At 59.6% G+C, this 13483-nt stretch carries 14 protein-coding genes; 10 read left to right on the forward strand and 4 right to left on the reverse strand.

What is annotated here, in order from left to right; translation table 11 throughout:
• Window position 1: 1 nt before the first annotated feature.
• Window positions 2–418, forward strand: coding sequence for a malonate transporter subunit MadL (gene madL / locus DFS28_RS02845; RefSeq protein WP_111448473.1), 417 nt, complete (start codon window positions 2–4; stop codon window positions 416–418).
• A gap of 1 nt (window position 419) precedes the next feature.
• Window positions 420–1184 carry a malonate transporter subunit MadM gene (gene madM / locus DFS28_RS02850; RefSeq protein ID WP_111448474.1) on the forward strand — a complete coding sequence of 255 codons (765 nt, stop codon included), beginning with the start codon at window positions 420–422 and terminating at the stop codon, window positions 1182–1184.
• A 126-nt stretch (window positions 1185–1310) separates the two neighbouring features.
• On the opposite strand, the gene DFS28_RS02855 is transcribed toward madM, so the two are convergent.
• Entirely contained in the window at window positions 1311–2225 is a 915-nt protein-coding gene (locus tag DFS28_RS02855; protein ID WP_008033325.1) for a LysR substrate-binding domain-containing protein, read from the reverse strand.
• Window positions 2226–2363: 138 nt separating this feature from the next.
• Here DFS28_RS02855 and DFS28_RS02860 point away from each other — a divergent pair, with 138 nt between their 5' ends.
• A complete protein-coding gene (locus DFS28_RS02860) occupies window positions 2364–2981 on the forward strand; it encodes a hemolysin III family protein (RefSeq protein WP_111448475.1) in 618 nt (205 codons plus the stop codon).
• A 58-nt stretch (window positions 2982–3039) separates the two neighbouring features.
• On the opposite strand, the gene DFS28_RS02865 is transcribed toward DFS28_RS02860, so the two are convergent.
• The gene (locus tag DFS28_RS02865) at window positions 3040–4002 is read right to left on the reverse strand and encodes a LysR family transcriptional regulator (protein WP_111448476.1); all 963 of its coding nucleotides are present in this window, start codon (window positions 4000–4002) and stop codon (window positions 3040–3042) included.
• 107 nt (window positions 4003–4109) lie between these two features.
• Between DFS28_RS02865 and DFS28_RS02870 the strand changes: the two genes are divergently transcribed.
• From DFS28_RS02870 to DFS28_RS02880, 3 genes are read left to right on the forward strand one after another with little or no spacing between them, the layout of a single operon-like run.
• Window positions 4110–5351, forward strand: a complete 1242-nt coding sequence (locus DFS28_RS02870; protein WP_111448477.1) for a D-amino acid dehydrogenase — start codon at window positions 4110–4112, stop codon at window positions 5349–5351.
• An 18-nt stretch (window positions 5352–5369) separates the two neighbouring features.
• Window positions 5370–5720, forward strand: a complete 351-nt coding sequence (locus DFS28_RS02875; RefSeq protein WP_111448478.1) for a RidA family protein — start codon at window positions 5370–5372, stop codon at window positions 5718–5720.
• Window positions 5721–5748: 28 nt separating this feature from the next.
• The gene (locus DFS28_RS02880; RefSeq protein WP_111448479.1) at window positions 5749–6651 is read left to right on the forward strand and encodes a transporter substrate-binding domain-containing protein; all 903 of its coding nucleotides are present in this window, start codon (window positions 5749–5751) and stop codon (window positions 6649–6651) included.
• Between the two features lie 147 nt (window positions 6652–6798).
• On the opposite strand, the gene DFS28_RS02885 is transcribed toward DFS28_RS02880, so the two are convergent.
• Together DFS28_RS02885 and DFS28_RS02895 are read right to left on the reverse strand one after the other, a co-directional pair.
• Entirely contained in the window at window positions 6799–7518 is a 720-nt protein-coding gene (locus DFS28_RS02885; RefSeq protein ID WP_111448480.1) for a 16S rRNA (uracil(1498)-N(3))-methyltransferase, read from the reverse strand.
• A gap of 146 nt (window positions 7519–7664) precedes the next feature.
• The gene (locus DFS28_RS02895; protein WP_033060427.1) at window positions 7665–9071 is read right to left on the reverse strand and encodes an adenosylmethionine--8-amino-7-oxononanoate transaminase; all 1407 of its coding nucleotides are present in this window, start codon (window positions 9069–9071) and stop codon (window positions 7665–7667) included.
• A gap of 222 nt (window positions 9072–9293) precedes the next feature.
• Between DFS28_RS02895 and DFS28_RS02900 the strand changes: the two genes are divergently transcribed.
• The 4 genes from DFS28_RS02900 (at window position 9294) to DFS28_RS02915 (ending at window position 13394) form a co-directional block, all read left to right on the forward strand.
• Window positions 9294–11051 carry a flavin monoamine oxidase family protein gene (locus tag DFS28_RS02900; protein ID WP_111448482.1) on the forward strand — a complete coding sequence of 586 codons (1758 nt, stop codon included), beginning with the start codon at window positions 9294–9296 and terminating at the stop codon, window positions 11049–11051.
• Between the two features lie 262 nt (window positions 11052–11313).
• Window positions 11314–11865 carry a cytochrome b gene (locus DFS28_RS02905; protein WP_111448483.1) on the forward strand — a complete coding sequence of 184 codons (552 nt, stop codon included), beginning with the start codon at window positions 11314–11316 and terminating at the stop codon, window positions 11863–11865.
• Window positions 11866–11897: 32 nt separating this feature from the next.
• Window positions 11898–12491, forward strand: coding sequence for a YceI family protein (locus DFS28_RS02910; RefSeq protein ID WP_111448484.1), 594 nt, complete (start codon window positions 11898–11900; stop codon window positions 12489–12491).
• A 306-nt stretch (window positions 12492–12797) separates the two neighbouring features.
• Window positions 12798–13394 (forward strand): YceI family protein, encoded by a 597-nt coding sequence (locus DFS28_RS02915; RefSeq protein WP_111448485.1) that lies wholly within the window; start codon window positions 12798–12800, stop codon window positions 13392–13394.
• The last annotated feature ends 89 nt before the right edge of the window (window positions 13395–13483 follow it).

The following is a 13483-nucleotide window of genomic DNA, read 5'->3' on the forward strand; positions in this document are numbered from 1 at the left end:
AATGATTATTTACGGTGTGGCGCTGTTGGCGATTTGTACGCTGGCAGGGGTGATCGTAGGCGACATGCTCGGCGTGTTGCTGGGCGTGAAATCCAACGTTGGCGGCGTCGGGATCGCGATGATCCTGTTGATCTGCGCGCGGTTATGGATGCAAAAACGCGGCGGCATGACCAAGGATTGCGAGATGGGCGTCGGCTTCTGGGGCGCCATGTACATTCCGGTGGTGGTCGCGATGGCTGCGCAACAAAACGTCGTCACTGCCCTTCACGGTGGCCCCGTGGCGGTGCTGGCGGCGGTCGGTTCGGTGGTGATCTGTGGTTGCACCATTGCCCTGATCAGCCGGACTCACAAAGGCGAACCGTTGCCCGATGAGCCGGCGCAAGTAACGCCGGTCGGCACGCCAGTAGGAGGTCGCTGATATGTGGGAACTCATTGAGAAGGGTCTGACCAATAACAGTCTGGTGACGGCGTTCGCGTTCGTTGGCGTGATCATGTGGGTGTCGGTGGTGCTGTCCAAGCGCCTGACGTTCGGACGGATTCACGGTTCGGCGATTGCCATCGTCATCGGGCTTGTTCTGGCCTGGGTCGGCGGCACGATGACGGGCGGGCAAAAAGGCCTGGCGGACCTGACGCTGTTTTCCGGCATCGGTCTGATGGGCGGCGCCATGCTGCGGGACTTTGCGATCGTCGCCACGGCATTCGAAGTGCAAGCCACCGAAGCGAAAAAGGCCGGTTTGATCGGCGTGATTGCGCTGCTGCTGGGCACGATCCTGCCATTCATTGTCGGTGCGAGCATGGCCTGGGCGTTCGGTTATCGCGATGCGATCAGCATGACCACCATCGGCGCGGGTGCGGTGACCTACATCGTCGGGCCGGTGACCGGGGCGGCGATTGGCGCCAGTTCGGATGTGGTGGCGTTATCGATTGCCACCGGGTTGATCAAGGCGATTTTTGTGATGGTCGGCACGCCGATGGCGGCGAAATGGATGGGGCTGGATAACCCGCGCTCGGCGATGGTGTTTGGTGGGCTGGCTGGCACCGTCAGCGGTGTGACGGCCGGGTTGGCGGCGACGGATCGGCGGTTGGTGCCTTATGGCGCGTTGACCGCGACGTTTCACACCGGGCTTGGGTGCTTGCTGGGGCCTTCGTTGTTGTACTTCATTGTTCGTGGGATTGTCGGCTGACCCGGTAGATCATCGCTGACGGTTCCGACGTCTTCGCGAGCAAGCCCGCTCCCACAGGGGAACGCATTCCAATGTGGGAGCGGCGGTGCGACGATTCGACTTGCTCGCGAAGGGCGCGACGCGGTCTCAAGCCTGGCGGTTCGCATACATCCGACACTCCGCCAGCAACGCCAACAGATTCGGATCGCGCTCCTTGGCCTTCAAGAACACCACGCCAATGTGCTGCTGCAACCGATACTTTTCCTGCAACGGAATCAGCTTCACCCGGTTCTCATACACCGCCGCAATCCGTCCCGGCAGCAACGCATACCCCACGCCCGAGCTGACCATGCTCAGCAGGGTGAAGATGTCGTTGACCTGCATCGCCACCTTCGGTTCGAACCCCGCCTGCTTGAACACCCGATTACCGTCCTGGTGCGTGGCAAAGCCCTGGGTCAGGGTAATGAATGTCTCGTCGCGCACTTCGGCAAGGTCGACTTCGGTCCGTTGGGCAAACTTTGAATCCGCCGGTGTGGCGAGAAAGATGTCGTCGGAAAACAGCGGGATCTGCTCGCAGTCAGGGTCGTTGACGCTCTCGTCCAGCGACACCAGGATCGCGTCGACTTCCATGTTCTTGAGCTTGTACAGCAGGTCGAAGTTCGAGCCGAGGATCAGGTCGATGTTGAGTTCGCTGCGGCGGATCTTCAGGCCCATGATCAGCTGCGGCACGGTTTTCACCGTCAGTGAATACAGCGAACCAAGCTTGAAGCGCTCAGCGGAGAACCCGGCGGCTTCGCGGGTCAGGCGCACCGTTTCGACCACGTCCTGAATCAGCTTCTGCGCCCTTTCTTCCAGCACATAAGCGCTTTCGAGTGGGGTCAGGTTGCGACCTTCGTGTTTGAATAGCGGGCAACGCAGGGCGCTTTCCAGGGAGTGAATGGCGCGGTGTACGCTGACGTTGCTGGTTTGCAACTCGGCAGCGGCGCGGGCCAGGTTGCCGGTGCGCATGAAGGCCAGGAACACTTCGAGTTTTTTCAGGGTCAACTCTTCATCGATCAGCATGGTGCAGACTCTTATTCGAATAACCCGATTGTGCACGTATGTGAGTTCTTGGGGGATTTGTGTTTTGAAACATTGCGCTTTTACCCTCAAGGCCTGAGCCTTGCGCGATGTTGCAACGAATCTTGAGGTGAGCAACGCATGTATCACGGGGAAAGATTGAACGCCTGGACGCATCTGGTCGGGGCGGTGGCAGCGGTTGTCGGGGTGGTGTGGATGCTGGTGATCGCCAGTATGGACGGCAGCCCTTGGAAGATCGTCAGCGTGGCGATTTACGGGTTCACCTTGTTGGTGCTTTACAGCGCGTCGACCGTTTACCACAGCGTGCGTGGGCGCAAGAAAGCGATCATGCAGAAGGTCGATCACTTTTCGATCTACCTGTTGATTGCCGGCAGCTACACGCCATTCTGCCTCGTGACGCTACGCGGGCCGTGGGGCTGGACCCTGTTCGGGATTGTCTGGGGATTGGCGCTGATCGGCATCCTGCAAGAGATCAAACCGCGTTCGGAAGCGCGGATTCTATCGATCGTGATCTACGCGGTGATGGGCTGGATCGTGCTGGTGGCAGTCAAGCCGTTACTGGCAGCGTTGGGCCCTGTCGGTTTTACCTGGTTGGCGTCGGGCGGGGTGTTGTACACCGTGGGCATTATCTTTTTTGCCCTCGATCATCGTCTGCGCCATGCCCACGGGATCTGGCATCTGTTCGTGATCGCCGGGAGTTTGCTGCACTTCGTGGCGATCATGTTTTACGTCGTGTAGACCGCACTGCTGCTATTGCAAAACCTGTGGGAGCGGGCTTGCTCGCGAAAGCGTCAGGTCAGTCGACATCATCGCTGACTGATCCACCGCATTCGCGAGCAAGCCCGCTCCCACAGGGATACAGGTGATCCAGCTGCGCTTGCGCCCGTCGGCTGAACACCTGCAACAAGTCGCTCAGGGTGTGGGGCGGCGGTTCGTCGGCGCGGGTGACCGCATACAACGTGATCGGTAACGCGGGTGCCAGAGGTCGAATCGCGGTGGCGGCGGGGGACGCGCCGAGCGCGGTAAACGGGTCGATCACTGCCAGTCCGGCACCGGATTCAACCATCGCCCGCGCCAGCGAATAGGTCTGCACGGCGATGCGAACCCGTGGCGGCGGATCGACCGCCTCAAGGTAGCTGTCGAGCCTGGCCGCCAGCGGATCGGCGCTGGACAGGCCGATCAGCGGCGCGCCGGCCAGTTCGATCAACGGCAACGGTTGGCCCAAGGCATCGTCGGCCCAGTAACCCAACGGCGCCAATGCCACCAAAACCCCGCAAGCCAACACCTGCGCCTTCAGGCCCGGGTGATCCGGCGGTTGCAAGGTCAGCGCGACATCCACTTCGCGCATCAACAAATTCTGCATCAGCTCACGGCTGTGGGCGCTGGACAGTTCGCAGACGATGTCCGGGTAGCGTTGCGTCCATTCGTTGATGGCTGGCGGCAGCAGCGACAGGGCCAGCGCCGGAATCGCGCCGATCCGTACGCTGTGACCCGGCTCGCGCCGCAGGCTCTGGGCCAGGCGTCGCACGCCTTGCAGGCTTTCGGTGACCTTGTCGACTTCGCGCTCAAGCTCTAGCGCTTCGGGGGTGGCCTGCAATTTACCGCGCACCCGCAGGAATAACGGGAAGCCCAGTTGCTGCTCGGCGTGTTGCAGCACTTTGCTCACCGCCGGCTGCGACACGTGCAGCAACTGCGCGGCGCCACTGACCGAACCGGTCTGGCGAATGGCCTGGAAAATCTCGATGTGTCGCAGTCGCATGGCAAGTCCATAACCTTTGTTTATGGGTCAGGCATCTTTATGCATTGTTCAACGCCTGTCACCTGGTCCTAATCTGAAGCCTGTTTCAACAACGGTTAAGGACAGACATGGCTCAGCGAGTTTGCATCATCGGTGGTGGCGTCATCGGGCTGACGACGGCTTACGCACTGGTGCGCGACGGCATCGACGTGACGCTGATCGAGGCCCGGGACTCGCTGGGCAGCGAGACCAGTTTCGCCAACGGCGGCCAGTTGTCCTACCGTTACGTCGCGCCGCTGGCCGATGCCGGCGTACCGCTTCAGGCGCTTGGCTGGATGCTGCGCGGTGACTCGCCGTTGAAGCTGCGTCCGCGCCTGGACCCGGCGCAATGGCGCTGGATGGCGTCCTTCCTGGCGGCCTGCCGTCGTTCGGTGAATCAGCGTAACGGCGCGCACCTGCTGCGTCTGGCGCTGCTGAGCCAGTCCACGCTGCAAGCCTGGCGCGAAGAAGACCGCCTCGACGGTTTCGACTGGCGGCGCAACGGCAAACTGGTGACGTTCCGTGAAGCTGCGAGTTTTGAGCATGCGCGCCATGGCCTGGTCGATCCGCAACAGCAGCACGTGCTGTCGCGGGCCGAATGCGCACAGTTGGAGCCCGCACTCGCCGAGGCGCCGTTTGTGGGCGCGATTTATACCCCCGACGAAGAGGTAGCCGATTGTCATGCGTTCTGCCAGCGATTGATGGCTCGGCTCCAGGCCTCGGGGCGCTGCGAGTTTTTGCTCGGGCGCAAGGTCACCGGCATTCGCCACGTGGACGGCGCGGTGCAGGCCGTCGAAATGGGTTCGCAGGTGCTGCCGGTCGAGCAACTGGTGATTGCCGCCGGCCATCGCAGTCCGGCGCTGGCGCTGCCCGGCATGAACCTGCCGCTGTATCCGCTCAAGGGCTACAGCCTGACCTTGCCCATCCGCGCCGAACATCGTGCGCCGGAGCTGAGCATCACCGATTACAACCGCAAGATCGTTTACGCCCGCATCGGTGACCAACTGCGCGTGGCGGCGATGGTCGACATCGTCGGCTTCGACCCGGCGCTCGACCCTAAACGCCTGGCGCTGATCAAGCGCCAAGCGCAGGAAACCTTGCCCAATGCCGGCGATTATGCCGCCGCCATCGAGTGGGCCGGCATGCGCCCGGCCACCCCCAGCGGCGTGCCGTTGATCGGGGCCACGGCGTACCGCAACCTGTGGCTCAACCTCGGCCATGGCGCCCTGGGTTTTACCCTGGCCTGTGGCAGCGCCCTGTTGCTCAGCGAGTTGATCGCCCGGCGCACACCTTCAATCGAAATGCAGGGCCTCGCCCCCCGCGTCGCCTGACTTGAAAAGGAAAAACCGATGAGCATCAACCGTATCCACAGCAACAGCCGACTCTCTGGCGCGGTGACCTTTGGCGATCTGGTGTTTCTCTCGGGACAGGTTCCGGGCGACAGCACCGACGTCACCGGCCAAACCGCCGAGGTGCTGGCGAAAATCGATGCCTTGCTGGCCGAGGCTGGCAGTGACAAGGATCATCTGCTCAACGCGACCATTTACCTGAACGACATTGGCCGCGATTTCGCCGCCATGAACGAGGTCTGGTCGCAGTGGCTGTCACCGGGCAAGGCGCCGACCCGCACTACCTTGCAGGCGCAACTGGCCCGTCCAGAGGTGCTGGTGGAAATCACCGTGATCGCCGCCCGCCGCTAATCGTTTAAACCCACAACGGAGAATAACAATGCAAAAAATCACGTTGATCGGCTGCACCCTCGGCCTGCTGCTCGCCAGTCAGGTCCAGGCCAACGAAGCGCCACTGACCGGCACGCTGAACAAGGTTGCCAATGCCAAGAGCATCACGCTGGGCTATCGCGACGCGTCGGTGCCGTTCTCCTACGTGGGTGATCACACAGGGCAGCCGATGGGCTATTCGGTGGACCTGGCGAGCAAGATTGTCGAGCGCATCAAGCAAAAGCTTGAACTGCCGGATCTGCAGGTGAAGTACAACCTGGTGACCTCGCAAACGCGCATTCCGCTGGTGCAGAACGGCACGGTCGACCTTGAGTGCGGCTCCACCGGCGTGACCGCCGAGCGCATGCAGCAAGTGGCATTTTCCTACGGGTTTATCTACGTGAAGGGGCAGTTGCTCACGGCGAAGGACAGCGGCATCAAAAGCTTCGCCGACCTGCGCGGCAAGAACGTCGTGACCACCGCCGGCACCACCAACGAGCGGTTTCTGAAGAGCTACAACGTCGATCACAAGATCGATATGTTCGTGATCAGCGCCAAGGACCACGGCGAAGCCTTCCAGATGTTGCAGTCCGGTCGGGCGGCGGCGTTCTATATGGATGACGCGTTGCTTTACGGCGAACGCGCCAAGGCCCGCGATCCGCATAATTGGGTTGTGGTGGGCGAGGAGCAGTCGCGGGAAATCTACAGCTGCATGGTGCGCAAGGGCGACCCGCAGTTTCTCGAATTGGTGAACTCGACCCTCGCCGATCTGTACAGCTCGGGCGAGATCAACGGCATCTATCAGCGCTGGTTCCAGCAACCGATTCCACCCAAAGGCCTGAACCTGGAATTTCCGATGACCAGCGAACTGAAGGCGATCATCGCCAAACCGGTGAGTGATCCGGTGCAATAGTCTCTGAAAGATCAGATTCTGTTTTATGTCTTGTAGACCGCGTCGCGGGCCTTCGCGAGCAAGCCCGCTCCCACATTTGATCTCTGAACGACACAGATCAAGTGTGGGAGCGGCGGTGCGACGATTCGACTTGCTCGCGAAGAGGCCCTAAAAGTCGCCCCAAAGCTGTTGGGCAACCGCCAATGCCACCACCGGCGCGGTTTCGGTGCGCAACACGCGGGGGCCGAGGCGGGCGGCGTGAAAACCGCCAGCCTTGGCCTGCTCGACTTCCGCATCGGACAACCCGCCTTCCGGGCCGATCAAAAACGCCAGCGTCGCCGGTTTTGCATGGCTCACCAACGGCTCAGCCACCGGATGCAGGACCAGTTTCAATTCGGCCTGCGTCTGCTTCAGCCAATCGGCCAACAGCAGCGGCGGATGAATCACCGGCACCCGTGAACGCCCGCACTGCTCGCACGCGCTGATCGCAACCTGGCGCCAGTGCATCAGGCGTTTGTCGGCGCGCTCATCCTTCAGCCGGACTTCACAGCGGTCGCTGAAGATCGGGGTGATTTCCGTGACGCCCAGCTCGGTGGCTTTCTGAATCGCCCAATCCATCCGCTCGCCACGGGACAAGCCCTGGCCGAGATGGATCGACAAGGGCGACTCGACCTGCCCGGCGAAGCTTTCATCGATCTGCACGACGACGCGCTTCTTGCCGACCTCTACCAGCGTGGCGCGGAACTCATGGCCCGAACCGTCGAACAGTTGCAGCGCATCACCCTCGGCCATGCGCAGCACGCGGCTGATGTAATGGGCCTGGGCCTCGGGCAACTCGTGTTCGCCGGTGCTCAAGGGGGCGTCGATAAAGAAGCGGGACAGTCTCATGCTGGGTCTCTGGAAAGTATTAATCATCTGAATCGGTGTCGACTTCATTCGCGAGCAAGCCCGCTCCCACATTGGAATACGGTCAACTGTGGGAGCGGGCTTGCTCGCGAAGGCGGCGGCCCGGACACCACAGAATCCCAAATAACCTAGCCCGGATCGCGGAAGCCCGGGTGGAAGTCCTTTGGCACAGAAACACTGACGCTATCGCGGGTCGCAATGTCGATGCCTTCACTCGCCACTTCGGCCAGGAAGTCGATCTGTTCAGGCGTGATCACATACGGAGGCAGGAAGTACACCACGCTGCCCAACGGTCGAAGTAAAGCACCACGCTCCAACGCATGCTGGAACACTTTCAAGCCGCGACGTTCCTGCCATGGATAAGCTTCCTTGGTGGCCTTGTCCTTGACCATCTCGATGGCCAGCACCATGCCGGTCTGGCGCACTTCCGAAACGTTCGGGTGATCGGCCAGGTGCGCGGTGGCGCTCGCCATGCGCTGGGCCAGCGCCTTGTTGTTCTCGATGACGTTGTCTTCTTCGAAGATATCCAGCGTCGCCAATGCCGCCGCGCACGCCAGCGGATTGCCGGTGTAGCTGTGGGAATGCAGGAAGGCGCGCAGGGTCGGGTAGTCGTCGTAGAAAGCGCTGTAGACATCTTCGGTGGTCACGCAGGCTGCCAACGGCAGGTAACCGCCGGTGAGGGCCTTGGACAGGCAGAGGAAGTCCGGGCGGATGCCGGCCTGTTCGCAGGCGAACATCGTCCCGGTGCGGCCGAAGCCGACGGCGATTTCGTCGTGGATCAGGTGTACGCCATAGCGGTCGCAGGCTTCGCGCAGCAGTTTCAGATAAACCGGGTGGTACATGCGCATGCCGCCGGCGCCCTGAATCAGCGGCTCGACGATCACCGCGGCGACGGTGTCGTGGTTCTCGGCCAGGGTCTGTTCCATGGCGGCGAACATGTTGCGCGAGTGTTCTTCCCAGCTCATGCCTTCCGGGCGCAGGTAGCAATCGGGGCTCGGCACCTTGATGGTGTCCAGCAGCAGGGCCTTGTAGGTTTCGGTGAACAGCGGCACGTCGCCCACCGACATCGCCGCCATGGTCTCGCCGTGGTAGCTGTTGGTCAGGGTGACGAAGCGCTTCTTGTTCGGCTGGCCGCGGTTGAGCCAATAGTGAAAGCTCATTTTCAGCGCGACTTCGATGCAGGACGAACCGTTATCGGCGTAGAAGCACCGGGTCAGGCCTTCCGGCGTCATTTTTACCAGGCGCTCGGACAACTCGATCACTGGCTGATGACTGAAACCGGCAAGGATGACGTGCTCCAGCTGATCGACCTGATCCTTGATGCGTTGGTTGATCCGTGGGTTGGCGTGACCAAACACGTTGACCCACCAGGAGCTGACGGCATCGAGGTAGCGTTTGCCTTCGAAGTCTTCCAGCCAGACGCCTTCACCGCGTTTGATCGGGATCAGTGGCAGCTGTTCGTGGTCTTTCATCTGGGTGCAGGGATGCCATAACACCGCGAGATCGCGTTGCATCCACTGATTATTCAGGCCCATATTCAGTCTCCTCGAGGCGGCTCGCGACGTGCGCGGGCAAACAATCGCGCAAGCCTATGCAATGCGTGACGTGGGGACAACCCATTGTCTCAATTGAGCTACTTTGTATAGGTGGATAGACGTCGCTGGCGGCCTTTTGATGGCTGACGTATTCTTCGCGGTTCTTTGAGCCGTCTGGCTCGTAAAACCGCTATTTCCTCGTGTATTTCCGGAGTTCGCTGAATGTCTGCTGGTTGGCTGCGCGCCTGTGCGCTGGTGATGTTGGGGCTGTTCAGCGTGTCTGCGCTGGCCAAGGATAAAACGGCGATCGTGATCGGCGGAGGGCTGTCTGGCCTCACCGCGGCTTACGAACTGCAAAACAAGGGCTGGCAGGTCACCCTGCTGGAAGCCAAACCGAGCCTGGGCGGTCGCTCGGGCATGGCCACCAGTGAGTGGATCGGCAACGACAAGACCCAGCCGGTTCTGAACAAATACGTATCGACCTTCAAGCTGAGCACCACGCCAGCCCCTGAGTTCGTGCGGACCCCGGGCTACCTGATTGACGGTGAGTATTTCACTGCCGCCGATCTGGCCACCAAGCAGCCGGCCACCAGCGACGCGCTCAAGCGCTACGAAAAGACCTTGGACGATCTGGCGCGCTCGATCGAAGACCCGCAGAACCCGGCGGCCAACAGCACACTGTTCGCCCTGGACCAGATCAACGTGTCCAACTGGCTCGACCGTCTGAATCTGCCGACCACGGCACGTCAGTTGGTGAATCAGCAGATTCGTACCCGTTATGACGAACCGTCGCGCCTGTCGCTGCTGTACTTCGCACAGCAAAACCGCGTTTACCTTGGCGTTGCCGACCGTGACCTGCGTGCTTCGCGCCTGCCCGGCGGTAGCCCGGTGCTGGCCCAGGCGTTCGTCAAACAACTGAAAACCATCAAGACCAGCTCCCCGGTCTCGGCGATCACCCAGGACAAGGACGGCGTGACCGTCAAAGTCGGCAGCGTTGGCTATCAGGCTGACTACGTCGTTGTGGCCGTGCCATTGCGCGCCCTGAACAAAATCCAGATGACTCCGTCGCTGGATGCCCAGCACATGGGCGCGATCAAAGGCACCAACTACGGTTGGCGCGACCAGATCATGCTGAAGTTCAAGACGCCCGTGTGGGAAAGCAAGGCGCGGATGACCGGTGAGATCTACAGCAACGCCGGTCTGGGCATGTTGTGGGTTGAGCCGGCGCTGAAGGGCGGCGCCAACGTGGTGATCAACCTGTCCGGCGACAACGCGCGCGTCATGCAGGTCTTCGGCGACAAGCAGATGGTCGATCAGGTGCTGATCCGTCTGCACGCTTTTTATCCACAGGCACGCGGTTCGTTCACCGGTTACGAAATCCGCCGCTACAGCACCGATCCATCGATGGGCGGCGCTTACCTGGCCTTTGGCCCTGGCCAGATCAGCAAGTACTGGCGCCTGTGGGAACGTCCGGTTCAGCGTGTAGCCTTTGCCGGCGAACACACTGACACCTTGTACCCGGGCACTCTGGAAGGCGCACTTCGCACCGGTCAACGTGCAGCCAGTCAGGTAGAAGACCTGGCGGCCGGCAAGTCGTTTGAACCGGCGAAAGTTGTTCCAGCAGCGACCGTTGCGGCGGCTGGCGCGGTGGCGGCGAAGAAAGGTAACTTCTTCACCAACCTGTTCGGTGGTTCTGACGACAAACCGGCACCCGTCAAGGCGCCAGAGCCAGTGGCTCCGGTTGCTCCGGCACCGGCTCCAACACCTGCGCCGGCCCCAGCGCCAGCACCGGTCGAAGCGCCGAAAGCAGTGGCCCCGGTGAAAGCCGAACCCGCCAAAAAAGCCCCGGCCAAAGCTGCAGCGAAAAAACCTGCGGCCAAAGCCGAGGCCAAAAAGGCCCCGGTGAAGAAAGCTGAACCGGCGAAGAAAGTAGCGGCCAAGCCCGCTGCGACTCCGGTGGCGGATACCAAAGCGCAGTAAGCTTTGGGATTAAAAAAACGCGGCAGAAATGCCGCGTTTTTTTATGCCTGAAGAAAACCAACATAAAGAATCGAATAAATATCAGGGCGCAGGTGTTCTTTAGTTGGACTGCATTTTTCTTACACGCGGATCTTTAATCTTTCCTTAACTCACCCATTTCAGACTCTTGATCGTATTTCTCGATATTTCAAAGCGAAATTTTCCGCTTTTACTCGATAGATAACTCGATAGTCTTGGTCGCAGTTCTCACAGGATTTGGGCAATGCAGCTACGTAATTCTTCTTCGCGCTACGGTTGGGTCAGCATTTTCATGCACTGGGGCGTGGCGTTGGCAGTCTTCGGTCTGTTTGCGTTGGGCTTGTGGATGGTCGGTCTCGACTACTACAGCACCTGGCGCAAAGACGCGCCGGACTTGCACAAGAGCATTGGCCTGGTGTTGTTGGCCGTTATGGTTGTACGGGTGCTGTGGCGTTTTATCAGTCCGCCACCACCCGCACTCGAAAGCTATAGCCGCATGACGCGTATTGGCGCCACGTTCGGCCATTCGTTCCTGTACCTCAGTCTGTTTGCTGTGATGATTGCCGGTTACCTGATTTCCACCGCAGACGGTGTCGGGATTCCGGTGTTTGGCCTGTTTGAAGTTCCTGCACTGATATCCGGACTACCGGATCAGGCAGACACAGCCGGTGTGATTCATTTGTACCTGGCCTGGGCGCTGGTCATTTTTTCCGGTCTCCATGCGTTGGCAGCACTGAAACACCACTTTATTGATCGTGATGCGACCCTGACGCGAATGCTGGGACGCAAAGCCTGATGTTCAATCTCGACTCCAAAGGAATAGAAAGTATGTTGAAAAAGACGCTCGCCGCTCTGGCTATCGGTTCTGCCTTGCTGTCCGCCAACGTGATGGCAGCTGACTACGTTGTCGACAAGGAAGGCCAGCACGCCTTCGTTGACTTCAAGATCAGCCACCTGGGCTACAGCTTCATCACCGGTACCTTCAAGGACATCGACGGCAAGTTCAGCTTCGACGCTGCCAAGCCTGAAGCCAGCAAGATCGAGTTCAACGTGAACACCGCCAGCGTGTTCACCAACCATGCCGAGCGCGACAAGCACATCGCCAGCGCTGACTTCCTGAATGTGAGCAAATTCGCTAAAGCGACGTTTGTTTCCACCAGCGTCAAATCCACCGGCAAAAACGCCGCTGGCAAAGACACTGCTGATGTGACCGGTGACCTGACCATTGCAGGCGTGACCAAGCCAGTCGTGGTCAAGGCCACTTTCCTGGGTGAAGGCAAGGACCCATGGGGCGGCTACCGTGCCGGCTTTGAAGGCACCACCAGCATCAAGCGTTCCGATTTCGGCAAGCAGAAAGACCTGGGCCCACAGTCCGACGCGGTTGAGTTGTATGTAACGTTTGAAGGCGTCAAAGCGAAGTAATGCTGAGACTGTAGAGCCTGCGATCTTTTGATCTTAAAAGATCGCAGCCTTTGGCAGTTCCTAAAAAAGCAGTTCGCTACACTCACAAAAGCCCCGCCAATCTTTCGACCGACGGGGCTTTTTATTGTCCGGGAATCGAGACTTCTGCGAATCGCATTCGCGAATTCGTACACCGCCTAGTTACGTTTCCTACACCACGTCCTACAGACCTGATTAATCACTGGTTAACGAACCCAACGCATATTCCTGTTCAACGTTGAGAGGGCACTGACTCTCGATTTGGTCTCGTTGATATAAGGTCTGAATATGCTGAAAAAGTCCATTTCTACTCTCACCATGGGCGCCGCCCTGTTGGTTGGCGGCCAGGTCATGGCCGCTGACTATGTCCTCGACAAGGAAGGCCAGCATGCTTTCGTGAACTTCAAGGTCAGCCATTTGGGGTACAGCTACATCACCGGTACTTTCAGGGACATGGACGGCAAATTCAGCTTCGATGCCGATAATGTTGAAGAAAGTACGGTTGAAGTCAATGTCCGCACTTCCAGTTTGTTCAGTAATCATGCAGAGCGTGACAAACATCTGGGTGATAAAGAGTTCCTGAATATCAGCAAGTACCCCAACGCCAGGTTCGTATCGACCCGTGTCCAACCCACCGGGAAAAATTCCGAAGGCAAGCAGACAGCCGATGTATTGGGTGATCTGACGATTAGTGGTGTCACGAAAGCGGTCGTGATCAAGGCTGTCTTTTTAGGGGAGGGCGCGGACCCTTGGGGTGGCTACCGTGCTGGATTCGAGGGTGCGACGACGATCAAGCGTGAGGATTTCGGTCAAACCGGAAAACTCGCTCCCGGCTCCAGTCTTATTGACCTGTACATCACGTTTGAAGGCATCAGAGCGATGTAACTTTCGCGCGCCACAGATCCCACATTTAATCACTGTCATGCACAAAATCTGTGTTCACTGAAGATCATTTGTGGGAGCGAGCCTGCTCG

Source organism: Pseudomonas sp. 478, from assembly GCF_003254125.1.
Taxonomy (GTDB): domain Bacteria; phylum Pseudomonadota; class Gammaproteobacteria; order Pseudomonadales; family Pseudomonadaceae; genus Aquipseudomonas.

What these genes read in the sequence shown, in the direction of transcription:
- madL (WP_111448473.1), top strand. Translation starts at nt 2, where the DNA reads ATGATTATTTACGGTGTGGCGCTGTTGGCGATTTGTACGCTGGCAGGG.
- DFS28_RS02885 (WP_111448480.1), bottom strand. Translation starts at nt 7,518, where the DNA reads ATGAGACTGTCCCGCTTCTTTATCGACGCCCCCTTGAGCACCGGCGAA.
- DFS28_RS02870 (WP_111448477.1), top strand. Translation starts at nt 4,110, where the DNA reads ATGGCTCAGCGAGTTTGCATCATCGGTGGTGGCGTCATCGGGCTGACG.
- madM (WP_111448474.1), top strand. Translation starts at nt 420, where the DNA reads ATGTGGGAACTCATTGAGAAGGGTCTGACCAATAACAGTCTGGTGACG.
- DFS28_RS02880 (WP_111448479.1), top strand. Translation starts at nt 5,749, where the DNA reads ATGCAAAAAATCACGTTGATCGGCTGCACCCTCGGCCTGCTGCTCGCC.
- DFS28_RS02875 (WP_111448478.1), top strand. Translation starts at nt 5,370, where the DNA reads ATGAGCATCAACCGTATCCACAGCAACAGCCGACTCTCTGGCGCGGTG.
- DFS28_RS02895 (WP_033060427.1), bottom strand. Translation starts at nt 9,071, where the DNA reads ATGGGCCTGAATAATCAGTGGATGCAACGCGATCTCGCGGTGTTATGG.
- DFS28_RS02855 (WP_008033325.1), bottom strand. Translation starts at nt 2,225, where the DNA reads ATGCTGATCGATGAAGAGTTGACCCTGAAAAAACTCGAAGTGTTCCTG.
- DFS28_RS02915 (WP_111448485.1), top strand. Translation starts at nt 12,798, where the DNA reads ATGCTGAAAAAGTCCATTTCTACTCTCACCATGGGCGCCGCCCTGTTG.
- DFS28_RS02860 (WP_111448475.1), top strand. Translation starts at nt 2,364, where the DNA reads ATGTATCACGGGGAAAGATTGAACGCCTGGACGCATCTGGTCGGGGCG.
- DFS28_RS02905 (WP_111448483.1), top strand. Translation starts at nt 11,314, where the DNA reads ATGCAGCTACGTAATTCTTCTTCGCGCTACGGTTGGGTCAGCATTTTC.
- DFS28_RS02900 (WP_111448482.1), top strand. Translation starts at nt 9,294, where the DNA reads ATGTCTGCTGGTTGGCTGCGCGCCTGTGCGCTGGTGATGTTGGGGCTG.
- DFS28_RS02865 (WP_111448476.1), bottom strand. Translation starts at nt 4,002, where the DNA reads ATGCGACTGCGACACATCGAGATTTTCCAGGCCATTCGCCAGACCGGT.
- DFS28_RS02910 (WP_111448484.1), top strand. Translation starts at nt 11,898, where the DNA reads ATGTTGAAAAAGACGCTCGCCGCTCTGGCTATCGGTTCTGCCTTGCTG.